Annotated in this window: 20 protein-coding genes and 2 tRNA genes; 6 read left to right on the forward strand and 16 right to left on the reverse strand. The window is 70.8% G+C overall.

What is annotated here, in order from left to right:
* Nucleotides 1–437 precede the first annotated feature (437 nt).
* The 9 genes from IE212_RS02485 to IE212_RS02525 all read right to left on the reverse strand — a co-directional run bounded on the left by IE212_RS02485 (nt 438) and on the right by IE212_RS02525 (nt 5,632).
* Nucleotides 438–1,493, reverse strand: coding sequence for a UDP-N-acetylmuramate dehydrogenase (locus tag IE212_RS02485; protein WP_190195965.1), 1,056 nt, complete (start codon nt 1,491–1,493; stop codon nt 438–440).
* A 92-nt stretch (nt 1,494–1,585) separates the two neighbouring features.
* On the reverse strand, nt 1,586–1,966 hold the full coding sequence (locus tag IE212_RS02490) for a DUF3291 domain-containing protein (RefSeq protein WP_190195966.1): 381 nt from the start codon (nt 1,964–1,966) through the stop codon (nt 1,586–1,588).
* Nucleotides 1,967–2,001: 35 nt separating this feature from the next.
* On the reverse strand, nt 2,002–3,438 hold the full coding sequence (locus IE212_RS02495) for an MFS transporter (protein ID WP_190195967.1): 1,437 nt from the start codon (nt 3,436–3,438) through the stop codon (nt 2,002–2,004).
* Between the two features lie 92 nt (nt 3,439–3,530).
* Nucleotides 3,531–4,085, reverse strand: a complete 555-nt coding sequence (locus tag IE212_RS02500; RefSeq protein ID WP_190195968.1) for a TetR/AcrR family transcriptional regulator — start codon at nt 4,083–4,085, stop codon at nt 3,531–3,533.
* A gap of 112 nt (nt 4,086–4,197) precedes the next feature.
* Nucleotides 4,198–4,626 (reverse strand): MaoC family dehydratase, encoded by a 429-nt coding sequence (locus tag IE212_RS02505; protein ID WP_190196167.1) that lies wholly within the window; start codon nt 4,624–4,626, stop codon nt 4,198–4,200.
* 8 nt (nt 4,627–4,634) lie between these two features.
* On the reverse strand, nt 4,635–5,087 hold the full coding sequence (locus tag IE212_RS02510; protein ID WP_190195969.1) for a MaoC family dehydratase N-terminal domain-containing protein: 453 nt from the start codon (nt 5,085–5,087) through the stop codon (nt 4,635–4,637).
* A 99-nt stretch (nt 5,088–5,186) separates the two neighbouring features.
* Nucleotides 5,187–5,351, reverse strand: coding sequence for a 50S ribosomal protein L33 (rpmG, locus tag IE212_RS02515; protein ID WP_003948671.1), 165 nt, complete (start codon nt 5,349–5,351; stop codon nt 5,187–5,189).
* 89 nt (nt 5,352–5,440) lie between these two features.
* Nucleotides 5,441–5,513 (reverse strand) — tRNA-Met (locus IE212_RS02520).
* A 46-nt stretch (nt 5,514–5,559) separates the two neighbouring features.
* Nucleotides 5,560–5,632, reverse strand: a tRNA-Thr gene (locus IE212_RS02525).
* 237 nt (nt 5,633–5,869) lie between these two features.
* On the opposite strand from IE212_RS02525, the gene IE212_RS02530 reads away from it, so the two are divergent.
* A complete protein-coding gene (locus tag IE212_RS02530) occupies nt 5,870–7,129 on the forward strand; it encodes an amidohydrolase family protein (RefSeq protein ID WP_190195970.1) in 1,260 nt (419 codons plus the stop codon).
* A 305-nt stretch (nt 7,130–7,434) separates the two neighbouring features.
* Nucleotides 7,435–8,091: an NAD(P)H-binding protein gene (locus tag IE212_RS02535; protein WP_190195971.1), complete on the forward strand. Its 657-nt coding sequence runs from the start codon at nt 7,435–7,437 to the stop codon at nt 8,089–8,091.
* 167 nt (nt 8,092–8,258) lie between these two features.
* Here IE212_RS02535 and IE212_RS02540 read toward each other — a convergent pair whose 3' ends face one another.
* Both IE212_RS02540 and rox read right to left on the reverse strand, forming a co-directional pair.
* A complete protein-coding gene (locus IE212_RS02540; protein ID WP_020275027.1) occupies nt 8,259–8,471 on the reverse strand; it encodes a hypothetical protein in 213 nt (70 codons plus the stop codon).
* A gap of 230 nt (nt 8,472–8,701) precedes the next feature.
* The gene (gene rox, locus IE212_RS02545; RefSeq protein WP_190195972.1) at nt 8,702–10,129 is read right to left on the reverse strand and encodes a rifampin monooxygenase; all 1,428 of its coding nucleotides are present in this window, start codon (nt 10,127–10,129) and stop codon (nt 8,702–8,704) included.
* A 461-nt stretch (nt 10,130–10,590) separates the two neighbouring features.
* Between rox and IE212_RS02550 the strand changes: the two genes are divergently transcribed.
* The 3 genes from IE212_RS02550 to IE212_RS02560 all read left to right on the forward strand — a co-directional run bounded on the left by IE212_RS02550 (nt 10,591) and on the right by IE212_RS02560 (nt 14,940).
* Entirely contained in the window at nt 10,591–13,368 is a 2,778-nt protein-coding gene (locus tag IE212_RS02550; protein ID WP_190195973.1) for an AAA family ATPase, read from the forward strand.
* Nucleotides 13,369–13,454: 86 nt separating this feature from the next.
* Entirely contained in the window at nt 13,455–13,988 is a 534-nt protein-coding gene (locus IE212_RS02555) for a hypothetical protein (protein WP_190195974.1), read from the forward strand.
* Between the two features lie 463 nt (nt 13,989–14,451).
* Nucleotides 14,452–14,940 (forward strand): YajQ family cyclic di-GMP-binding protein, encoded by a 489-nt coding sequence (locus tag IE212_RS02560; RefSeq protein WP_190195975.1) that lies wholly within the window; start codon nt 14,452–14,454, stop codon nt 14,938–14,940.
* Between the two features lie 123 nt (nt 14,941–15,063).
* On the opposite strand, the gene IE212_RS02565 is transcribed toward IE212_RS02560, so the two are convergent.
* Nucleotides 15,064–15,330, reverse strand: a complete 267-nt coding sequence (locus IE212_RS02565; RefSeq protein WP_190195976.1) for a GlsB/YeaQ/YmgE family stress response membrane protein — start codon at nt 15,328–15,330, stop codon at nt 15,064–15,066.
* A 188-nt stretch (nt 15,331–15,518) separates the two neighbouring features.
* Here IE212_RS02565 and IE212_RS02570 point away from each other — a divergent pair, with 188 nt between their 5' ends.
* A complete protein-coding gene (locus tag IE212_RS02570; RefSeq protein WP_190195977.1) occupies nt 15,519–16,775 on the forward strand; it encodes an APC family permease in 1,257 nt (418 codons plus the stop codon).
* Between the two features lie 257 nt (nt 16,776–17,032).
* Here the strand turns inward: IE212_RS02570 and IE212_RS02575 are convergent, their stop codons facing one another.
* The 4 genes from IE212_RS02575 to IE212_RS02590 all read right to left on the reverse strand — a co-directional run bounded on the left by IE212_RS02575 (nt 17,033) and on the right by IE212_RS02590 (nt 21,654).
* The gene (locus tag IE212_RS02575) at nt 17,033–17,425 is read right to left on the reverse strand and encodes a YccF domain-containing protein (RefSeq protein ID WP_190195978.1); all 393 of its coding nucleotides are present in this window, start codon (nt 17,423–17,425) and stop codon (nt 17,033–17,035) included.
* Complete coding sequence (htpX, locus tag IE212_RS02580; protein ID WP_190195979.1) at nt 17,422–18,285, reverse strand: zinc metalloprotease HtpX; 864 nt, start codon at nt 18,283–18,285, stop codon at nt 17,422–17,424. The genes IE212_RS02575 and htpX overlap by 4 nt, the downstream gene beginning before the upstream one ends.
* A 271-nt stretch (nt 18,286–18,556) precedes the next feature.
* Nucleotides 18,557–20,083: an NADH-quinone oxidoreductase subunit N gene (locus IE212_RS02585; RefSeq protein WP_190195980.1), complete on the reverse strand. Its 1,527-nt coding sequence runs from the start codon at nt 20,081–20,083 to the stop codon at nt 18,557–18,559.
* Nucleotides 20,080–21,654 carry a complex I subunit 4 family protein gene (locus IE212_RS02590; protein WP_190195981.1) on the reverse strand — a complete coding sequence of 525 codons (1,575 nt, stop codon included), beginning with the start codon at nt 21,652–21,654 and terminating at the stop codon, nt 20,080–20,082. The genes IE212_RS02585 and IE212_RS02590 overlap by 4 nt, the downstream gene beginning before the upstream one ends.

A 21,654-nucleotide genomic window follows, 5' to 3' on the forward strand; every position in this document is an offset into this window, starting at 1 on the left:
GCCGCCGCCGTTGCGCAGTCGCCCCGCCGCTGCGGGCAATCGTGCCGCTGGGGCGATGGGGGTCCCCCCTGCTCGAGCGAAGCCGAGAGCTTGGGGGAGGGTGGGCGCAGCGGCACCCCGCAACGCCGGGCCGCGAAACGCCCCACCCCCCGCACCTACGCCGAGCACTTGGAGCGCCGGCCGCCGCCGTTGCGCAGTCGCCCCGCCGCTGCGGGCAGTCGTGCCGCTGGGGCGGCACGGGTGGGCGCAGCGGCACCCCGCAACGCCGGGCCGCGAAACGCCCCACCCCCAGCACCCACGCCGAGCACCTGGAGCGCAGGCCGCCGCTGCGGGCAGTCGTGCCGCTGGGGCGATGGGGTCCCAGCCCCCTGCTCGAGCGAAGCCGAGAGCTTGGGGAGGCCGCGGAGCGTCCCGGCCCCCGCACCGACGCCGGGTGCCTACAGGCTGACCCCGATGGTCACCGGCTCGTTGACCAGCGTGATCCCGAAGGCCTCGCGGACGCCGGCCACGACCTCGCGGGCCAGGGCCAGCAGGTCCTCCGTGGTCGCGCCGCCCCGGTTGGTGAGGGCCAGGGTGTGCTTGGTGGAGATGCGGGCGGGACCGTCGCCGTATCCCTTGGTGAAGCCCGCCTTGTCGATCAGCCAGGCCGCGGAGGTCTTGGTGTGGCCCTCCCCCGCCGGGTACGAGGGAGGCTCGGCCTCGTCGCCGAGCCGCTGCTTCACGCGCGCGCGGAACGTCGCGAAGTCGGCGTCCGTGAGAATCGGGTTGGTGAAGAAGGAGCCCGCCGACCAGGTGTCGTGATCCTCGGGGTCCAGGACCATGCCCTTGCCGGCACGCAGCTTGAGGACCGTCTCGCGGGCCGACGCGAGCGGGACGCGGTCGCCGGGTCCGACGCCGAGAGCGCGGGCCGTCTCGGCGTACTTGAGCGGGCCGGAGAGCCCGTCGGCGTCCTCCAGCCGGAAGCGGACGCGCAGGACCACGTACCGCTCGGGGTCGGACTTGAAGCGGCTGTGACGGTAGGAGAAGGCGCACTCCGCGTTGGTCAGGGTGACCGTCTCGCCGGTGCGGCGGTCGTAGGCGACGACCTCGGTGATCGTCGAGGAGACCTCCTGGCCGTACGCCCCGACGTTCTGGATGGGGGTCGCGCCGGCCGAGCCGGGGATGCCGGCCAGGCACTCGATGCCGGCCAGGCCCGCCTCCACCGTGCGGGTGACGGCGTCGGTCCACACCTCGCCGGCCGCCAGCTCCAGGCTCGTGCCGTCGAGGGAGTAGCCCTTGGTGGCGATGACTAGGGCGGTGCCCTCGAAGCCCTTGTCACCGATGACCAGGTTCGAGCCGCCGCCGATGAGCAGCAGGGGGGTGCCCGCCTCGTCGGCTTCGCGGACGACGGCGATCACCTCGTCGTCCGTCGTCGCGGTGACCAGCCGGGTGGCGGGGCCGCCCAGCCGGAAGGTGGTCAGTGGGGCGAGGGGGGCGTCGTGGAGTTCCTGCACGGGCTCAAGAGTACGAGACGGCGCTGGCGGTCCTCGGCGGGTGTGTGCGGCCCTCGTCGAGGGTGACGTGGGCCGCACGCGCAGGGGGGTCGTCACGGCAGGCGGCGCAGCGCCTCGGGCCAGGAGATCGGGAGGTCCTCGCTGCTCGCCTGCCAGGTGGTGAAGGCCGCGTCCCTCATCTGCGGGGCGAGGCCCCGGGAGGCGGGCCCGTGGGCGCCGGCGCGGACGAAGGCCTGGAGTGCGTCCTTCGACTCCCAGGCCGACAGGGTCCAGAAGGTCCGCCGCAGGGGCTTCGCCCTCAGTGTCGCTCCGTAGGCGCCGGGGCTGCGGCGTACCTGCCGCCAGACGGCGGGGGTACCGGCGAGGAACCGCAGTGCTCCCCACAGGGTGCGGGTCTCGAAGCGGGAGGCGAAGACGTGCACCTCGGTGTCGCGGGGCGGGGTGTTAGGGACGGTCCAGGGAAGGGTGGGCATGTCCGTTCCTCCTTCTGGTCGAGGGTGCGCCGGGGTCAGTGGGCGGTGGTCTGCAGCACGGGCGCCGGCTCGGTGGCGCCGGTCTGCCGCTCGGTGCGTCGCCGGGTCGGGATCAGCAGGGCCGCGACGCCCGCCAGGGCCACCACGGCGGAGCCGGTGACCAGCGCGGGCCGCATGCCGTCGACGAAGGTCTGGCCGGTCTCGTATCCGCCCTGGGCCGCGAAGATCGACGCCATGACGGCGATGCCGAGCGCTCCGCCCACCTCGCGCAGGGCGTTGTTGGCGCCGGAGGCGATGCCCTGCTCCGACGGCCGCACGCTGGACATCACCAGATGGGAGGCGGGGGCGAAGAACAGCGCCATGCCGACGCCGCTGATGATCAGGGCGGGCAACTGGGCCACGTAGGAGGCGTCGGCCGTGGCCACCGTCGCCATGTAGCCGAGGCCCAGGGCCTGCAGGAAGAGGCCTGCGGCGACGACCGGGCGGCCGCCGACACGGTCGGCGAGGACGCCGGCGACGGGGGCGACCAGCATCGGCATGCCGGTCCAGGGCAGCATCCTCAGGCCCGCCTCGGTGGGCGAGTAGCCGAGGACGCCCTGCATGTACTGGCTGAGCAGGAAGATCGAGCCGAACATGCCGAGGAACATCAGCAGGCTCGCCGCGTTGATGCCGGCGAAGGCCCGGGAGCGGAAGAGCCGCATGGGGAGCATGGGGGTCTTGGCGCGGGTGCTGTAGAGGACGAAGGCGACCAGCAGCGCCGAGCCGGCGAACAGGCCCATGAGGACCAGGCCGCCGGTCCAGCCGTCGGCGGGGCCGCGGACCAGGCCGTAGACGATGCCGAAGAGGCCACCGCTGGCGAGCAGGGTGCCGGGGATGTCGAGCGGGGCTCCGGTGCCGTGCGACTCGGCGAGGCGGAGGCGGGCGAGCGGGAGCAGGGCGAGGCCCAGCGGGACGTTCAGCCAGAAGATCCACTGCCAGGAGATGTGTTCGGTGAGGGTGCCGCCGACCAGCGGTCCGGAGGCGACGGCGAGTCCGTTGACCGCTCCCCAGATGCCGTACGCCATGCCGCGCTTGGCGGCGGGCACGGCCGCGGTCAGCAGGGTGAGCGTCAGCGGCATCATCACCGCGGCACCGGCGCCCTGGACCGCGCGGGCGGCGATGAGGGAGTCGATGCCGGGCGCCATGGCGGCCGCGGCGGAGGCGCCGGTGAAGACGGCGAGTCCGGCGATGAAGAGCTGGCGGCGGCCGAAGCGGTCGCCTAGGGCCGCTCCGGTCATCAGCAGGACGGCGAAGGTGAGCGTGTAGGCGCTCACGGTCCATTCCAGGTCGTGCAGGGCTCCGCCGAGGTCCTCGCGGATGGAGGGCAGGGCGGTGGTGACGACGAGGTTGTCCAGGGCCGCCATGAATCCGGCGACGCTGGTAATCATGAGGGCCCAGGCGGCTCCTCCGCGACGTGCGGTGTGCTCTGACATCGCTCCCCCATGGAGTGTGTGCGGTGATCGATTAGTTATTGATTACTAACTTTCGAGGTCATGAAAAGGGGCCGGCATCCTCGTCCGGAGTGTCAGCTCCCCGAGTCCGACGGGGTCAGTCCCGCCCAGACCCGGTGATCGGCCGGGAAGCCCATCGCCACGAGGCAGTTGATGAGCATGCCCTGCGCGAGAAAGGACGTCGTCTCGTGAGCGTCGGCCCCCAGCGGCAGGTGGATGGTGTCCCACAGCCGCATCCAGCCCGCGCGCACAGCCTCGCCGAACTCGCGGTCCCCCTCCTCCTCGGCGGCCGTCACGGCGAGATACATCTGCATCTGCATCATCAGCCGCTCCGGCTGCTCGGAGATGGTCTGGACGTATGTCTCACCCATGGCGCGGCGGGCCTCTTCGCCCTCCAGCCCCTCGGCCGCCTCCGCGAACATCCGGATGGTGTCCTCGACACACCGCTCGGCCGCCGCCAGGAAGATCGCCTTCTTGCCCGGGAAGAGCCGGAAGAGATAGGGCTGCGAGACGCCGACCCGGCGGGCGATCGCCTCGGTCGAGGTGCCGTGGTAACCACCTCGGGCGAACTCGGTCGTCGCCGCCCGGATGACACTCTCGCGCCGCTCTTCCGCACTCATCCTGGCCATGCAAGTGAAGTTAGTGCTCAATCACTAACTCTGTCAAGCGGTTCCGCGCCGCCTCATGCGTGAGGGGCGCCCCGCGGTGGCGAGCGCCCCTCACGTCGTGCCGCTGACGGCCTCAGGCCAGTCGTACGACCGCCCTGGACATGCCCAGCACCTTCTGCCCTGCGCTCGTCGCCGTCAGGTCCACGCGGACCGTGTTGTCGTCGAGCTTGGCCCCGACCTTGCCGGCGACCTCGATCACGGCTCCGTGGTCGTCGTTCGGCACGACCACGGGCTTGGTGAAGCGGACGCCGTACTCGACGACCGCGCCGGGATCGCCGGCCCAGTCGGTGACCACGCGGATCGCCTCCGCCATGGTGAACATGCCGTGCGCGATGACGTCAGGCAGGCCGACCTCCTTGGCGAACTTCTCGTTCCAGTGGATCGGGTTGAAGTCGCCGGAGGCGCCCGCGTACTGCACGAGCGTCGCGCGGGTCACCGGGAAGGTCTGCGCGGGCAGTTCCGTGCCGACCTCGACGTCGGAGTAGGAGATCTTCGCCGTCATGGGATCGCTCACGCCTCCTCGGCCGCGCGGGCCACGAGCTTGGTCCAGGCGGTCACGACGTGCTCGCCGGCCTCGTCGTGGACCTCGCCGCGGATGTCCAGGATGTCGTTGCCCGCGAGGGACTTGACTGCCTCGATGGTCGAGGTGACCGTGAGGCGGTCGCCGGCGCGGACGGGGCGGCGATAGGCGAACTTCTGGTCGCCGTGCACCACCCGGCTGTAGTCCAGGCCGAGCTGCGGGTCCTGGACGACCTGCGCGGCGGCCTTGAAGGTGATCGAGAAGACGAAGGTCGGCGGAGCGATCACGTCGGGGTGGCCGAGCTCCTTGGCGGCCTCCGCGTCCGTGTACGCCGGGTTGGTGTCCCCGACCGCCTCGGCGAACTCGCGGATCTTCTCCCGGCCCACCTCGTAGGGCGCGGTGGGCGGGTACGTCCGCCCCACGAAGGACTGGTCGAGCGCCATGGCCCGGCACCTCCTGATTGCTCTACTGAACGGTACGGGTGACTCAACGACGCGAGGCCGCCCCCGACACTCGGGGACGGCCTCGCGTACGAGCCTGATTTATCGCGTCTCGCGGTGCGCGGTGTGCGCGTTGCAACGCGGGCAGTGCTTCTTCATCTCAAGACGGTCCGGGTTGTTACGCCGGTTCTTCTTGGTGATGTAGTTCCGCTCCTTGCACTCCACGCAGGCCAGCGTGATCTTCGGGCGGACGTCGGTGGCAGCCACGTGAGTGCTCCTTGACGAACGGATGGAATGGTTTAACGCAAGAAAGAGTAGCCGATCGAAGGACCGACCCCGCAATCGGCTACTGTCAGTAGCGGTGACCGGACTTGAACCGGTGACACAGCGATTATGAGCCGCTTGCTCTACCGACTGAGCTACACCGCTGCGATGCGATCGGACCCCGCCTCACGGCGGGAACCGTTCACACCAGAGCCCCAAAACGGAATCGAACCGTTGACCTTCTCCTTACCATGGAGACGCTCTGCCGACTGAGCTATTGGGGCGAGCGATGAAGACATTACACGCTCCGCCGCCGTTCGCCCAAATCCGTTTCGAGGCACCCGCCCCGGACGCGCGGACCGTCCTCCCAGCCGCCTCGTCCGTGTCTCGCGTTCGGCACGGCGGACCACACCGGTACGACTATTGCGCTCCTCCCCGACACCGGCGTACGGCCGTCCTAGGCTCGACTCACTCTGAGTGATCATGCGTCCTCGCCTGCGCAGCCGAGCCCCTGGAGCGCGATGCCCGACAGTCAGCCGCAGCCACCCCCGCCGTCGTCACCCTCGCCGGGCCCGGCCGACCCGTCGTCGCTGCTGCTGTGCGGTGCGCGCCTCACCGACGGCCGGACCGTGGACGTCCGGTTGGGCGGCGGGCGCATCGAGGCGGTCGGCACGGCCGGCAGCCTGGCCGCCGGCGGCACGCGCGCGTGCGGGGCGCGGCTGGATCTCGGCGGCTATCTGCTGCTGCCGGCCCCGGCCGAGCCGCACTCCCACGCCGACACGGCCCTGTCGGCCGACCCGGGGGGACCGGTCTCCTACGAGCCCCGGGAGGTCCAGCGCCGCGCGACCGAGGCCGCGCTGCTCCAACTGGGGCACGGCGCGACGGCGGTGCGGGCCCACGTACGTGTGGGGGATGTCCAGGGCCTGGGCGCGCTGGAGGCCGTGCTGCAGGCGCGGCGGGCACTGCGGGGGCTGGCCGAGCTGACCACGGTGGCGATGCCCCGGGTGCTGACCGGGGTGGCCGGGGCGGACGGGCTGGCGATGCTGCGGGACGCGGTGAAGATGGGCGCCTCGGTGGTGGGCGGCCGGCCGGATCTCGACCCGGATCCGACGGGGTACGTGGAGGCGGTCCTGGAGGTGGCCTCCGAGCACGGCTGTCCGGTCGACCTGCACACGGAGGCCGGGGACCCGGCGCGGCTGGCCCGGCTCGCGGCGATGGCGGGCGGGCTGCGCCCCGGGGTGACCCTCAGTCCGTGCGGTGATCTCGGCCGGCTGCCCTCCGAAGTCGCCTCGCGGGCCGCGGACCAGCTCGCGGCGGCCGGGGTGGCGGTGGTGTGCCTGCCGCAGGGCGGCTGCGGGGCTGTGGACCGGCGGGGTGCGGCTCCCGTGCGGCTGCTGCGCGCGGCCGGGGTCCGGGTGGCCGCGGGGAGCGGGGCGCTGCGGGACGTGTCGAACCCGGTGGGGCGCGGCGACCCGCTGGAGGCGGCGTTCCTGCTGGCCTCGCGGTGCGGGCTGGCCCCGGAGGAGGCGTACGGCGCGGTGAGCGGGTCGGCGCGGGCGGTGCTGGGGCTGCCCGAGGTACGGGTCGAGGCGGGATTCCCGGCCGAGTTGCTCGCGGTGCGCGGGGACGGACTGGCCGGGGCGCTGTCGATGGGATACAGCCGGGTGGTGGTGCACCAGGGGCGCGTGGTGGCGCGTACCAGCGCGGTGCGGGAGTACTGCGGTTCGGCCGCCTCGGCGGAGCTGGGGCTGCCGAGGCAGGGGCGGGGGGAAGTGTCGTAACGGCCTCCGACGGTGGAGCCCGGGGGCATGGCCGGGCCGTGCGGCGGACCGGGACATCCAGGGGCATGGCCGGGCCGTGCGGCGGACCGGGGCGTCCAGGGGCATGGCCGGGCCGTGCGGCGGACCGCGGCATCCAGGGGCGTGGCCAGGCCGTGCGGCGGACCGGGGCGTCCAGGGGCATGGCCGGGCCGTGCGGCGGACCGCGGCATCCAGGGGCGTGGCCGGGCCGTGCGGCGGACGGGGGCATCCAGGGGCATGGCCGGGCCGTGCGGCGGACGGGGGCGTCCGGGCGTACGGTCGAAGGCATGCGCATTGTCATCGCTGGTGGTCATGGTCAGATCGCGTTGCGGCTGGAGCGGCTGCTCGCCGCGCGCGGGGACGAGGTGGCGGGAATCATCCGCAAGGCCGAACAGGCCGACGATCTGCGGGAGGCCGGTGCCGAACCGGTCGTGCTCGACCTGGAGTCGGCGTCCGTGGACGAGGTCGCGGAACGGCTGCGGGGCGCCGACGCTGCGGTGTTCGCGGCCGGCGCGGGCCCGGGCAGCGGGGTGGCCCGCAAGGACACGGTGGACAAGGCCGCGGCGATCCTCTTCGCGGACGCGGCCGTCAAGGCGGGCGTACGGCGTTTCGTGATCGTGTCGTCCATGGGCGCCGACCCGCGCCACGAGGGCGACGAGGTGTTCGACGTGTACCTGCGCGCCAAGGGCGAGGCGGACGCGTACGTGCGTGGACTGGACGCCCTCGACTGGACGATCCTGCGCCCCGGTCAGCTCACCGACGACGCCGGCACCGGTCTCGTACGCCTGGAGGCGCACACGGGCCGAGGCCCGATCCCGCGCGACGACGTGGCCGCCGTACTGGCGGAACTGGTGGACACCTCCGCGACGGCCGGGCTCACTCTGGAGCTGATCAGCGGGCCCGCGCCGGTGTCCGTGGCGGTGAAGTCGGTGGCGGGCAACTGAGCCTGCCGGAGGCGCGAGGGTTCCTGGGGCGCGGCCGGTGCCGATGCCGGCCGGCTCGACCGGCTGCTGTGCCCGGCATCCCCTCGTGCGGCTGTGGACCGTCGATCACGTGAAACGGGTCGGCGGGCCGGGCTGCTGGCGGTTGGACGCCCGGGGGCCGGGAGCGCTCAGAACAAGGGCAGCTGGCCGGGGAAGTCCGGTACGGCGTAGCCGTCGAGGGAGGGCTGCTCCGGGCCGGGCCTGGCCTGGCGGCGGGAGCCCGGGCACGAGGTGAGTTCGCCGTGCTCCCGGGCGCCGGGCGGGTCGTGGCGCGCGTACCGGCCGGCGACGACGGCGATCTCGCGACGGCACTCGGGGCAGGTTCTGCGGCGGGAGGACATGGAGCCAGTGTGCCGCGCGAGCGGCCCGGGCATGCCGTCCCGGTTCTTCTTCGAGGTGGTGACGGGACGGCAGGTGCCGAGGGACGACGGCCTGGTGCCCCGGCCCCCGCCGCCGTACGTACCTCCGGTGTGGTGGCCGGGGCAGTCAGTCGTCCATGCCCGACCCGTTCCATGAAGGGTGCCCCGGACCGTGACGCCCCCTCCCCCGGTCCGGGGTACTCACCCCGTGCTCAGCCGGTTGACGCGCCGAACCACCTCGGCAGTCGGCTGAGCAACTCCTGCTGGTCCTCCCCGACCCAGGCGACATGGCCGTCGGGCCGCAGGAGCACCGCGGGCACGTCGAGTTCCTCGCTGACGTCGACCACGTGGTCGACCCGGTCCGCCCAGCTGGCCACGGACAGGCGTCCGGTCTGGTCGAGCAGCACGCCGCGGCCGGTGCGCATCAGTTCGTAGAGGCGCCCGCGCTTCAGAGGCACGTCCCGCAGGCGCCGGCCGAGCAGTTCGTGGCCCTCGCCGAAGTCGTAGCGGACCGCGATCGCGGTGATCTTCTCGATCAGGTACCGGTTCACTTCCTCGAAGTTCATCAGCTCTCCGACCAGTCGGCGCACGGCCTGCGGTCCTGGTTCGGAGCGCAGCAGTTCGGTCTGTGCGCGGGTGTTGTCCAGCACGGCGGCGGCGACCGGGCGCCGTTCGGAGTGGTAACTGTCCAGCAGCCCCTCCGGTGCCCAGCCGCACACCTCGGCGGCGAGCTTCCAGCCGAGGTTGAACGCGTCCTGGATGCCGAGGTTGAGGCCCTGCCCACCGGTCGGCGGGTGGATGTGCGCCGCGTCGCCGGCCAGCAGGACACGGCCGACGCGGTAGCGCTCGGCCAGCCGGGTGGCGTCGCCGAAGCGGGACAGCCAGCGCGGCGAGTGCACTCCGAAGTCGGTGCCCGCGAAGTGCCGCAGGCGGTCCTTGAACTCCTCCAGGGTCGGCGGGACGGAACGGTCCTCGGCCACCCCTTCGGCGGGCACGATGACGCGGTACCGCCCCTCCCCGAGCGGCATGGCGCCGAACCGCCACTCCTTCTTGCGCACCTCGGTCATGACGGCCGCCAGATCCTCCGGCGGCGTGTCCAGTTCCATCTCGCCCAGCAGCGTCTCGATCCTGGCGGGCTCGCCGGGGAAGTCCACGCCGATCAGCTTGCGCACGGTGCTGCGGCCGCCGTCGCAGCCGACGAGGTAGCGCGAGCGCAGCCGCGTGCCGTCGGCCAGCTCGGCGGTCACTCCCTCTTCGTCCTGTTCCAGACCGACCAGCGGGCAGCCGCGCCGGACCTCGGCGCCGAGTCCGGTGGCGTGCTCGGTCAGCAGACGCTCGGTGGTGCTCTGCGGAATGCCGAGGACGTAGGAATGCGCGGTGTCCATCCGGGTGGGCCACGACGTGCCCAGGGCGGCGAAGAACCCGCCGGTCTCGTACTTCGTGCCGTGCGAGAGGAACCGCTCCAGCAGACCGCGCTGGTCCATCAACTCGATGCTGCGGACATGGATGCCGAGCGCACGTGACTGCCCGGTCGGCTCCGCCAGCTTCTCCAGCACGGCCACCCGCACACCGCGCAGCCGGAGCTCGCCGGCCAGCATCATGCCTGTCGGTCCCCCGCCGACCACGATCACGTCGAACATCTCAATCCCCCAATTTCCGCGATTTCTTTCTTCGGCCGGTGATTCTGCGGGACGAGGGGGGCCTTGCGGCAAGGCCCCCCTCGTGCTATAAGTTAGGAGTGGCAAGGAGAGGGCTCCTTGCCTTTCTTTTTTTCTCAGCTTCCCGGCCGGCGGGGTGGGCCGGGGGCGTAGTCGGCCCGCACTTGTGCCGGGCGCCCGGGCAATGCGGCGGCAGTGAATCGCGGTGCGGCGGATTACAGAGCCACTCGGTCATGGAATGTGGCAATTTTTGCACGAGTTCGACCGGATGCTTTCCGAAGTTGGGCGCTTTCCGCGGCCGCTCGCTGGTTAAAGAACCGCGTTGTACCGACAGCAATCGCAATCCCCCAATCCCTGCGGGAGCGGCTGGGGAGCGGCCACAATCGTCACGCGGCGCATGTGGACCCGCCGCTGAGTGATCGTCTTTTCTCGGGGATGTTGTTGTGGCGCCTGGGGTTGAACGGCATGGGCTGCTGTCCCGTTCGGAAGAACAGAATCGTGTAAGGCGCCTCCTTGCCGACGCTCGGCGAGGCCAGAGCGGAGTCCTCGTTGTGTACGGCGAGCCGGGCATCGGGAAGAGCGCTCTGCTGGAAGAGGCGGTGGCAGAGTCCGCGGGGATGACGGTGCTGCGGGCCACGGGAATCGAGATGGAGGCCGAACTCGCCTTCGCCGGGCTCGACGAACTCGTGCGACCCGTGGCGGGACTGATCGGCCGGCTGCCGCCGGTGCAGGCGCGCGCTCTGCGTACCGCCCTCTCCTTGGCGGAGGGACCCGCTCCGGACCAACTGACCTTGGGAGCGGCCACATTGACACTGCTCACGGATGCCGCGGCGACCACTCCCGTGCTGGTTGCCGTGGATGATGCGCACTGGCTGGACGAGGCCAGCACCCATGCGTTGCTCTTCGCCTTCCGGCGTCTACAGGCCGAGGCGGTGGCGGTGCTCATCACGGCACGCAACGGCGAGGGTTGCCGGTTCACCGAGGCCCACCTGCCGGCACTGACCCTCGCCGGTCTCGCGCCGGCGGCCGCCGCCGCGTTGGTGCAGAGGGTTGCCGCCATACCCACCGACAGTGAGCTGTTCGAACGGCTGCACCGAGAGACCGCCGGCAACCCACTGGCCCTGCTGGAAGCAGCGCGGACTCTGCGCACTTGCGCCGGGGCCGCGCAGGAACCCGACGGGCCTCTGCCAGTGGGACCGCGGCTGACCGCCGCCCACGCCGCCCGCTTGGCCACCCTGCCGGAGCCCAGTCGCCGCGCGGCGACAGTCGCGGCCGCCGGATACAGCGGGGAGGCCTCGGTCTTGGTCGCAGCGCTTCATGACCTTGGCCTGGACAGCGGAGCACTCCAGGCGCTCGAGGCGGCGAAGGTTCTCGACCTGTCCGGTGGCAAAGTGAGGTTCGTCCACCCGCTGCTGCGGGCCGCCGCCTACCACACAGCAGGACCCGAGGGGCGACGAGAGGCCCACCGCGCCCTGGCCAGGGCACTGGCTGACACAAATGGACCGGCCAACCGTGACCAATGGAGCTGGCATCTTGCCGCGGCGGCGGCCGGGCCGGATGCGTGCGCGGCATCAGCACTGGGTGAAACCGCTGCGCGGGCCCGCGACCGGGGTGCTCTGCCCGCCGCCCTTCGCGCCTACGAACGTGCCGCTGACCTTGCGCCTCTTCCGGTCGATCAGGGCCGCTACCTGCTGGCGGCCGCCGAGGTGGCACAGCTCGCCGGCCGAGGCGACCGGGCATTGGTTCTGGCCGATGCGGCGACCAGGACCACCGATGACGCAGCGGTACGTGCTGGAGCGGCCGGGTTGCGCAGCCAGATACTGCTCGTACGCCAGCCACCCCGCCGTGTCCATGACCAGTTGGTCGACATGGCGAGCGGACTGGAGGCTGCTCAAGCGGCGCCCCTGCTGGTGGCCGCAGCCGGCGCAGCGTGCATGGGAGGCGCGATCCTCCAGGCCCGGGTAACCGCGGACCGGGCTTTCGCTCTCTCCCGCACCGGTGAAACAGCGGTCTTCGACCACTCCGCGGCTGTGATGCGGGCGCACACGATGATGCTGGCTGGTGAGCGCCGTGAGGCAGCGGCCGTTCTTGGACACTGCGAGGAGTTCCTCACCGCCACCGATCCGCTCTCCATCGGCGTCGAGGTGACGAGCTTTTCCGCGATGGACCTCATGTGGCTCGAGCGGTTCTCCACCGCACGGACGCTGCTGGAACGAGCGGTCCGGTGCGCCCGCAGAATCGGCGCCTCGGAGCGGCTCGTCCCGTATCTGACCGTCCTGGCCGACACACAGCTGCGCACCGGCTACTGGGACGACGCCTACGCGTCGGCCAGTGAAGGAGCCGCTCTCGCCGGTGAGATCGGGCAGCCGGTCCTGCAGGCTTATGCGATCTCCACACTGGCCCGGATGGAGGCCGCCCAAGGGCGCGCGGCGGAATGCCTCGAGCATGCCCGCCAGTTCCGCGAACTCCTCCGGGGCCGGGGGGCTGAACTGGTCAGCCCATACATGGAGGCAGCACTCGGCCTTCTCGAGCTGGGCACCGGAAAGGACTCCGAAGCGGCCGCCCGCTTGAACGATCTTCAGCAGCAACTCGTCAGGGTGGGACTGCGGGAACCGACGGTGCTGCAGCATCAGTCCGACCTCATCGAGGCCTGCTTGGCCGCAGGTGATGCGTCCGGCGCTCGGGCGACACTGGCTGAGCTCGCGGGCCAGGTCCAGCAAGCGCCGTCCCGGTGGGGGCTGGCGGTGAGCGCACGGTGCCGAGGGCTCGTGGAAGCCGACGAAGACGCCTACGCGGAGGCTCTGCGGCACCACGAGCAACTGCCGGATCCCTTCGCCAAGGCTCGTACCGAGCTCGCCTACGGGCGCTTTCTGCGCAGGCAGCGGAAGCGCGGCGCCGCCCGTCGGCCCCTCATCGCTGCCAGACGGACGTTCGAGCGTCTCCGTGCTGATCCGTGGACCGCGCTGGCAGAGCGGGAACTCCGAGCGGCCGGCTTCGAAACGCCCATCCGTCGCAGCCCCGAGCCATTCACCCTGACCGAACGGGAGACCCAGGTGGCAGCCCTCGTCATCAAGGGACACACCAACCGCGAAGTGGCCGCGACACTGTTCCTGTCGGAGAAAACCGTCGAGTACCACCTTCGCCGCATTTACACCAAACTATCCGTGCGGTCCCGAGTTGAACTGGCCAGATGTCTGGCCATCGATGCGCGGCGGGCCTAGGGAAATCACTGGTGTGCTCCTGTGCTGCCACTCCATAACGTGCAGAGGACGAAGTTCCACCGCGCATGTTCGATTGGGGGGAAGGAATGCACGCTTCTGCGGCAGCCGTGATTTCACGTTTCTTCTGTGCCGTTGGATTGAGCTTGGTTCTCCTGGCAGTGGGTGCCTGCTCAAACGAGGATTCGTCCGGCTCGGAGCAACAGATCCCGGCGACCCAGACCGAACCGGACCGACCGGAACCGGAGCCCGACCCGGAGCCGAAACATGACCCGGAGCCTGCCCCGGAGCCGAAACTCGACCCGGAGCCGGAGCCGGAGCCGGAGCCGGAGCCGCAAGGTTACGTTCCCGAGAGCGTTGTAGGCGTCTGGTGTGGTGGCCGAAACGACACACCCGAAGGGCACTGGACATACGCGTTCACCAGCGACGGTGAATTCGCTGCCCGGAACCAGGACGGAGGCTTCACCGGGTACGTCGTCACCGAGGGTGGCGTCATGACGTTCTACGTGGAAGGCGGCTCCCCGTTCCAGTCGACCTGGTCGGTGAGTTACGAAGAAGCCCTCGGCTTCAACCTGCTCTATCTCGACGACTTCAGCTACGTCCCTGGAAGCTGCGACTCGTAACGGGACACGGCCGACTCTCCATCCGGCCACGCTTGGTACGCATGCTGCGACAGCACGTCGAAGTCGGGTCCGAAGTGATCGTGATCACCCCCGAGGAGGGCGCGTCCACATCTCACCCACGGCGAACCGAACAACAAGGGACACAAGAAAACCCTCTCTGAACAGGTAAAGTAACTGTTCAGAGAGGGTTTCCCTCAGCGTGGCGGCGCCAGGATTCGAACCTGGGAAGGCTGAGCCACACCGCCTGGGTAGCTGCCTGTCGCACCGCCTTGCGGTGGTGCTCCGTGGCAACGACGTAAACGATACCTGATGCGGAGGGGTGCTTCGCCACCCGATTGATCGGCGCCCGGACGGCGGGGGGTGGCTAGGCTTGTCCGGATGCGGCCAAGGGCCTGAACGGGCCCGGCGGCCGCCACGTACGCCGGTACGCAGATACGCACCCCGATACAAGGAGCCACAGGACATGGCCGACTCCAGTTTCGACATCGTCTCGAAGGTCGAGCGGCAGGAGGTCGACAACGCACTCAACCAGGCCGCCAAGGAGATCTCGCAGCGCTACGACTTCAAGGGCGTGGGCGCCTCGATCGCGTGGTCCGGTGAGAAGATCCTCATGGAGGCGAACTCCGAGGACCGGGTGAAGGCGATCCTCGACGTCTTCCAGTCCAAGCTGATCAAGCGCGGCATCTCGCTGAAGGCTCTGGACGCGGGCGAGCCCCAGCTCTCCGGCAAGGAGTACAAGATCTTCGCGTCGGTCCAGGAGGGCATCTCCCAGGAGAACGCGAAGAAGGTCGCCAAGATCATCCGTGACGAGGGCCCCAAGGGCGTGAAGGCCCAGGTGCAGGGCGAGGAGCTGCGGGTCAGCTCGAAGAGCCGTGACGATCTGCAGGCCGTCATCACGCTGCTGAAGGGCAAGGACTTCGACTTCGCGATGCAGTTCGTGAACTACCGGTAGGTCGATCGGCCTCCGGGCTCCCGAACGGCACGCGGTACGAAGGGCGGGCACCATCCGGTGCCCGCCCTTCTCGGCTGCCGGCTGCGGTCGGTGGGTCCTGACGCACGCGGTCGAATGGCGCGGTCAGTCGCGCGAGTGGCCGAACAGAAGGCGGTAGGCGATCAGGAGGACGAGCGACCCGCCGATCGCCGCGGCCCAGGTCGTGCCGTCGTAGAAGTCCTTGCTGATCGGGTGGTCCATCCAACGGGCCGATATCCAGCCGCCGATGAACGCGCCCGCGATGCCGATCAGAGTCGTGCCGATGAGGCCGCCCGGGTCACGCCCCGGCAGCAGGAACTTCGCGATGGCTCCGGCCAGCAGTCCCAGGATGATCCAGCTGATGATGGTCATGCCGTGAACCTGCCCTTTCACGCTGTGCCCGCACGGTCCGGCCGTGTGATCTCGCTTTCGGCGGGCCGTGCTCGTACGTCGTACGTCGGCGCCCCGCGCGCGTCGTCGTGGCGCGCGCGTCACGCCGTGTTGGTGGGAAGGACGCCTGGCTCCACCCGGCGGTTGCGCTGATCAGTAGGGTGCGAGGTATGTCAGCCTCCAGTTCAGGACTGCGCCGCACCCTCGGAGTGGGGGACGCGGTCGTCGTCGGGCTCGGCTCGATGGTGGGAGCCGGGGTGTTCGCCTCCCTCGGGCCCGCGGCCCACGCGGCCGGGTCCGGGCTGCTCCTCGGGCTGGCCGTCGCCGCAGTGGTCGCCTACTGCAACGCCATGTCGTCGGCTCGCCTCGCCGCCCGGTATCCGGCCTCGGGGGGTACGTACGTGTACGGCCGGGAGCGGCTGGGCGAGTTCTGGGGATATCTCGCGGGCTGGTCGTTCGTGGTCGGGAAGACCGCCTCCTGTGCGGCCATGGCGCTCACCGTGGGCACCTACCTCTGGCCGGGGCAGGCGCACGCGGTGGCGGTCGCGGCCGTGGTGGCGCTGACCGCGGTGAACTACGGCGGCATCCAGAAGTCCGCGTGGCTGACGCGGGTGATCGTGGCGGTGGTTCTGGCTGTCCTCGCTTCCGTGGTGGTCGCGTGTCTGGTGTCCGGTGAGGCGGACGCCGGCCGGCTGGACATCGGGGTCTCGGACGGTGCGGGCGGGGTGCTCCAGGCGGCCGGTCTGCTGTTCTTCGCGTTCGCGGGATACGCCCGGATCGCGACGCTCGGCGAGGAGGTACGGGATCCGGCGCGAACGATTCCGCGCGCCATCCCGCTGGCGCTGGGCATCACGCTGGTGGTGTACGCGTGTGTGGCGGTGGCTGTCCTCTCGGTTCTGGGTCCGGACGGTCTCGGGGAGGCTTCGGCGCCGCTGGCCGACGCGGTACGGGAGGCCGGGACGCCCTGGCTGGTGCCGGTGGTGCGCGTCGGTGCCGCCGTGGCCGCGCTGGGGTCGCTGCTCGCCCTGATCCTGGGTGTCTCGCGGACCACGCTGGCCATGGCCCGGGACCGGCATCTGCCGGGGGCGTTGGCCGCCGTGCATCCGCGGTTCCAGGTGCCGCACCGGGCGGAGCTGGCCGTGGGTGCGGTGGTCGCGGTCCTGGCCGCCACGGTGGACGTCCGGGGCGCGATCGGGTTCTCCTCCTTCGGTGTGCTGGCCTACTACGCCGTGGCCAACGCGTCGGCCTGGACGCTGGATCCGGCGCCGGCTGCGCGGGTGGTGCCGGTGGTGGGGCTGGTCGGGTGCGCGGCTCTGGCGTTCTCGCTGCCGGTCGTTCCGGTGCTCGTGGGCGCGGGTGTGCTGGTGCTGGGGGCGGTGGCGTACGGGGTGCGGCGGCAGGCGCGAGTCGGGGGCGGGAGGGCGTAGGGCTTTCTGCCCTGCCTCTGCCGTCGGTGAGAAGCCCTGTCACGGGCGCGGGTGTTGTGGGTCCCGGTCGTTACTCGTGTCGGCAACTGCTCGGTCGCGGTCATGGGTTCATGATGCGGGCCACCGCTGACAGCCGTGCCGGCCTGTGGATAAACCGTGGGCTGTGGAGACCCGGGACTGCGGAGACCCGGGACTGACCCGGGATCGTGCAGTGCCAGGTGTGTCGGCCCTGCGAGACGGGCCGCGTCGGCCCGCCGTCAGCGCACGGCGAACGGCTCGTCCGTCCGTACGATGTCGCGGCCCAGCGGCAGCAGTGAGACCGGGATGAGCTTGAAGTTGGCGACGCCGAGCGGGATCCCGATGATCGTGATGCACAGGGCGAGGCCGGTGGCGATGTGGCCGAGGGCCAGCCACCAGCCCGCGAGCACCAGCCACAGGACGTTGCCGACGCAGGACGGCGCGCCCGCGTCACTCCGTTCGACCGTGGTGTACCCGAAGGGCCACAGGGCGTAGACGCCGATGCGGAACGCCGCGATGCCGAACGGGATACCGATGATGGTGACGCAGAGGAGCAGGCCCGCGGCCATGTAGGCGAGGAACAGCCAAAAGCCGCTCAGGACGAGCCATATGACGTTCAGGACAGTCTTCATTGGTTCCCACCTGCCATCTTCTCGAGCCGGGCGATGCGGTCCGCCATCGGCGGGTGCGTGGAGAACATCTTCGAGAGACCCTGGCCGGGCCGGAACGGGTTGGCGATCATCATGTGGCTGGCGGTCTCGATGCGCGGCTCCGGCGGCAGCGGCAGCTGCTTGGTGCCGAGTTCGAGCTTGCGCAGGGCGCCGGCCAGGGCGAGCGGGTCACCGGTGAGGTGGGCGCCGGACGCGTCCGCCTGGTACTCGCGGGAGCGGCTGATGGCCAGTTGGATGAGCGAGGCGGCGAGCGGGCCCAGGATCATGATCAGCAGCATGCCGAGCAGGCCGGGGCCGTCATCGTCGTCGGAGCGGCCGATCGGGATCAGCCAGGCGAAGTTGACCAGGAACATGATCACGGACGCGAGGGCGCCGGCGACCGACGAGATGAGGATGTCCCGGTTGTAGACGTGGCTGAGTTCGTGTCCGATGACCCCGCGCAGTTCGCGTTCGTCCAGGAGGCGCAGGATTCCTTCTGTGCAGCACACGGCGGCGTTGCGCGGGTTGCGGCCGGTGGCGAACGCGTTGGGCGCCTCCGTCGGCGAGATGTACAGGCGCGGCATGGGCTGGCGGGCCTGGGTGGAGAGCTCGCGGACCATGCGGTACAGCGCCGGGGCCTCGAACTCGCTCACCGGGCGGGCGCGCATCGCGCGGAGGGCCAGTTTGTCACTGTTCCAGTAGGCGTACGCGTTGGTGGCCAGCGCTACCAGTACGGCGATGACGAGCCCCGTGCGGCCGAAGAAGCTGCCGATGACGATGATGATGGCGGACAGTCCCCCGAGGAGGACTGCGGTCCTGAGCCCGTTGTGCCGGCGGTGCACGGTACGCCCTCCAAGTGGTGCGGCAGGGGGACCCTTGCTTGCGATCTGCGGTGCCACTGGTGCCGCTGTGCTACGTCCAGTGGACCCTCCCGTACTGGTCAACGCCAGGCGGGAGGCGCTAGTTCCCTTGTGCGAGCGGCGCCGGTGTGGGCCTTACGGGTGAGGACGCCGGAAGGCGCAACGCGCGCGTGGGAGGCGAGTGCCCCAGCGCGCGTGGTGAAAGCGGCCGGAAGACGGTGGTCCCTGGTTCGGTGGAGCGCGTGCGGTCGTTCTAGAAGAGCCCGGTGTCGGTGAAGCGCAGGACCAGCTGGGGCGCCCCTGAGAGGGCGATGCCGAGGACGCCCGTCAGGGCGATCGCGGCGGTGAGGGGGGCGGGGACGCGGTGCTTCGCCGGTTCGCCCTCGGGGGCGGCGCGGAAGAGCAGCGCCGTCCACTGGAGGTAGTAGAACAGCGCGATCACGACGTTGACGGCCATGATCACGGCCAGCCAGCCGAGGCCGGCGTCGACGGCCGCCGAGAAGACGGTGACCTTGGCGAAGAGGCCGATGACGCCCGGCGGCAGCCCGGCGAGGCAGAGCAGGAAGAACGCCAGGAGCAGTGCGGACAGGGGGCTGGACGCGTACAGGCCGCGGTAGTCGGCGACGCGGTTGAGGGGCTTCGTGCGGCCGACGAGGGCGGCCACGGCGAAGGCGCCCAGGTTCACGGCGCCGTACATGAGGGCGTAGGCGACGGTGGAGCCGATCGACTTCTCGGCGTCCCCGGAGTACGCGGCGGCCGCGATGGGGACCAGGAGGTAGCCGGCCTGGCCGACGGAGGACCAGGCGAGCAGGCGGACCGCGCTGTGCGCGCGCGTTGCCTGCTGGCGCAGCGCTGCGGCGTTGCCGACGGTCATGGTCAGCGCGGCCAGGGCGGCGAGGGCGGGCCCCCAGACGTCGGCGTACGACGGGAGGGCGACGACCGTGACGAGGATCAGACCGCTGAAGCCGACCGCCTTGCCGATGACCGACAGGTAGGCGGCGATCGGGAGGGGGGCGCCCACGTAGGTGTCGGGCACCCAGAAGTGGAAGGGCACGGCGGCCGTCTTGAAGGCGAAGCCGACGAGGGTGAGGACGACGCCGGTCTGGGCGAGGGTGTGGAGTTGCCCGTCGACGGTCTGGATGCGGTCGGCGACCTCGGTGAGGTAGAGGGTGCCGGTGGAGGCGTACACGAAGCTGATGCCCATGAGGCTGACCGCCGTGGCGGTGACCGAGGACAGGAAGAACTTCAGAGCCGCTTCGGAGGACTTCCGGTCGCCGTGCCTGAGGCCGACCAGGGCGAACGCCGGAAGGGAGGCCACCTCGAGGGCGACGATCAAGGTCGCGAGGTCGCGGGAGGCGGGCAGCAGGGCGGCGCCGGCCGCGGAGGACAGCAGCAGGAACCAGTACTCCCCTTCGGGGAGCTCCTTGCGGGCGTCCTTCAGGGCGGTGACCGACAGCAGGGCGGCGAGGAGGGCGCCGCCGAGGACCAGGAACTGGATGACCAGGGTGAAGCGGTCGGCCGTGTAGCTGCAGACGGCGGCGTCGCCGGTCAGGCAGAAGGTGCTGCGGTCACCGCCCAGGAGGGGCAGCAGCATGGCCGTGGCGGCGGCGAGTCCCGCGACCGACACCCAGCCGAGCAGCGGCTTCCGGTGCTCGGCGACGAACAGGTCGGCGACCAGGACGACGAGTCCGACGACCGCCGCGATGGTGGGCGGCGCGATCGCGAGCCAGTCGACGGACTGGACCAGTGACGCGGCCAGGGGCTGGGCCGGGGAGCTCATCGGGTGCCTCCTGCGAGGAGCTGCTGGACGGCCGGGTCGCTCAGGCCGAGCAGGGCCCTGGGCCAGAGGCCCGCGACGACGGTGAGGGCGACGAGCGGGGTCCAGGCCGCGAACTCATACGAGCGGACGTCAGGGAGTGCCGGGGCGTCCTGGGGCAGGGCTCCCATGCAGACGCGGCGGACCACGATCAGCAGGTACGCGGCCGTCAGCAGCGTCCCGAACGCGCCGATCGCCATGAAGGTGAGGAAGGCGGGGCGGCTGAGGCCCTCGGCGGGCTGGAACGCGCCGAACAGGGCCAGCATCTCGCCCCAGAACCCGGCCAGGCCCGGCAGACCGAGCGAGGCCACCGCGGCGAAGGCGAGCAGGCCGCCGAGACGCGGCGCCCTGCCGTAGAGGGCGGCGCCGGTCTCCTCGGCGAGGGTGTCCAGGTCGGTGGTGCCGGTGCGGTCCTTCAGCGCGCCGACCAGGAAGAAGAGCAGGCCGGTGATCAGGCCGTGGGCGATGTTGGCGAACAGGGCGCCGTTCACACCGGTAGGGGTCATGGTGGCGATGCCGAGCAGCACGAAGCCCATGTGGCCGACGGAGGAGTAGGCGATGAGGCGCTTGAGGTCGCCTTTCGCGCCCTGCTCGGCGAGGGCCAGGCAGGCGAGGGATCCGTAGATGATGCCGACGACGGCCAGGGCCGCGAGGTAGGGGGCGAAGGTGCGGAAGCCGTCCGGCGCTATGGGGAGCAGGATCCGGACGAACCCGTACGTACCCATCTTCAGCAGGACACCGGCCAGGAGGACCGAGCCGACGGTCGGCGCGGCGGTGTGGGCGTCGGGCAGCCAGCTGTGCAGGGGCCACATCGGCGTCTTGACCGCGAGCCCGATCCCGATCGCCAGAACGGCGATGACCTGCACCGATGCGGTCAGTGACCGGCCGTTGTCAGTGGCCAGTGCCATCATGTCGAACGTGCCCGCCTTGATTCCGATCAGGAGCAGGCCGAGCAGCATGACCACGGAGCCGAGCAGCGTGTAGAGGATGAACCGCCACGCGGCCTGGCTCCGGCCCTCGCCGCCCCAGCGGGCGATGAGGAAGTACATCGGGATGAGGACCATCTCGAAGGCGAGGAAGAACAGCAGCAGGTCGAGGACGGCGAAGGTCGCCAGCATGCCGGACTCGAGGACGAGCAGCAGGGCGACGAAGGCCTTCGGGCCCGGCCCCGCAGGCATCTTGAAGTACGAGTAGAGCGCGCAGAGGAAGGTCAGCAGCGCGGTCAGGACCAGAAGGGGGAGGGAGATGCCGTCGATGCCGAGGTGGATGCGCACGTCGAGTGCGGGGATCCAGCTGATGTCCGTGCTGGCCTGCATCTTCGACGGCTGGTCGTGGTCGAAGCCGAGCGCGAGGACGATCGCCGCGATGAGGACGGCGCCGGTGACGGTGATCCCGTGCCGGAGCACGGCCTGCTCGGGTGACTTCCCCCTCAGTCCGGGCGGGGCGGGCAGCAGAGCCGCTACGGCGCCGAGGAGCGGACCGACGACGATGAACGCCAGAAGGAACTGCATCACGGACTCGTTGATATCGATCAC

The sequence above is a fragment of the Streptomyces djakartensis genome (assembly GCF_014651075.1).
Lineage (GTDB): Bacteria > Actinomycetota > Actinomycetes > Streptomycetales > Streptomycetaceae > Streptomyces > Streptomyces djakartensis.

Coding starts and splice junctions, on each gene's coding strand:
- IE212_RS02500 (WP_190195968.1), bottom strand. CDS start 4,085: ATGGCCAGGATGAGTGCGGAAGAGCGGCGCGAGAGTGTCATCCGGGCG.
- IE212_RS02505 (WP_190196167.1), bottom strand. CDS start 4,626: ATGACGGCGAAGATCTCCTACTCCGACGTCGAGGTCGGCACGGAACTG.
- IE212_RS02490 (WP_190195966.1), bottom strand. CDS start 1,966: ATGCCCACCCTTCCCTGGACCGTCCCTAACACCCCGCCCCGCGACACC.
- IE212_RS02540 (WP_020275027.1), bottom strand. CDS start 8,471: ATGTCCTCCCGCCGCAGAACCTGCCCCGAGTGCCGTCGCGAGATCGCC.
- IE212_RS02535 (WP_190195971.1), top strand. CDS start 7,435: ATGCGCATTGTCATCGCTGGTGGTCATGGTCAGATCGCGTTGCGGCTG.
- IE212_RS02565 (WP_190195976.1), bottom strand. CDS start 15,330: ATGACCATCATCAGCTGGATCATCCTGGGACTGCTGGCCGGAGCCATC.
- IE212_RS02570 (WP_190195977.1), top strand. CDS start 15,519: ATGTCAGCCTCCAGTTCAGGACTGCGCCGCACCCTCGGAGTGGGGGAC.
- IE212_RS02495 (WP_190195967.1), bottom strand. CDS start 3,438: ATGTCAGAGCACACCGCACGTCGCGGAGGAGCCGCCTGGGCCCTCATG.
- IE212_RS02575 (WP_190195978.1), bottom strand. CDS start 17,425: ATGAAGACTGTCCTGAACGTCATATGGCTCGTCCTGAGCGGCTTTTGG.
- IE212_RS02560 (WP_190195975.1), top strand. CDS start 14,452: ATGGCCGACTCCAGTTTCGACATCGTCTCGAAGGTCGAGCGGCAGGAG.
- IE212_RS02510 (WP_190195969.1), bottom strand. CDS start 5,087: ATGGCGCTCGACCAGTCCTTCGTGGGGCGGACGTACCCGCCCACCGCG.
- IE212_RS02585 (WP_190195980.1), bottom strand. CDS start 20,083: ATGAGCTCCCCGGCCCAGCCCCTGGCCGCGTCACTGGTCCAGTCCGTC.
- IE212_RS02555 (WP_190195974.1), top strand. CDS start 13,455: ATGCACGCTTCTGCGGCAGCCGTGATTTCACGTTTCTTCTGTGCCGTT.
- rox (WP_190195972.1), bottom strand. CDS start 10,129: ATGTTCGACGTGATCGTGGTCGGCGGGGGACCGACAGGCATGATGCTG.
- IE212_RS02530 (WP_190195970.1), top strand. CDS start 5,870: ATGCCCGACAGTCAGCCGCAGCCACCCCCGCCGTCGTCACCCTCGCCG.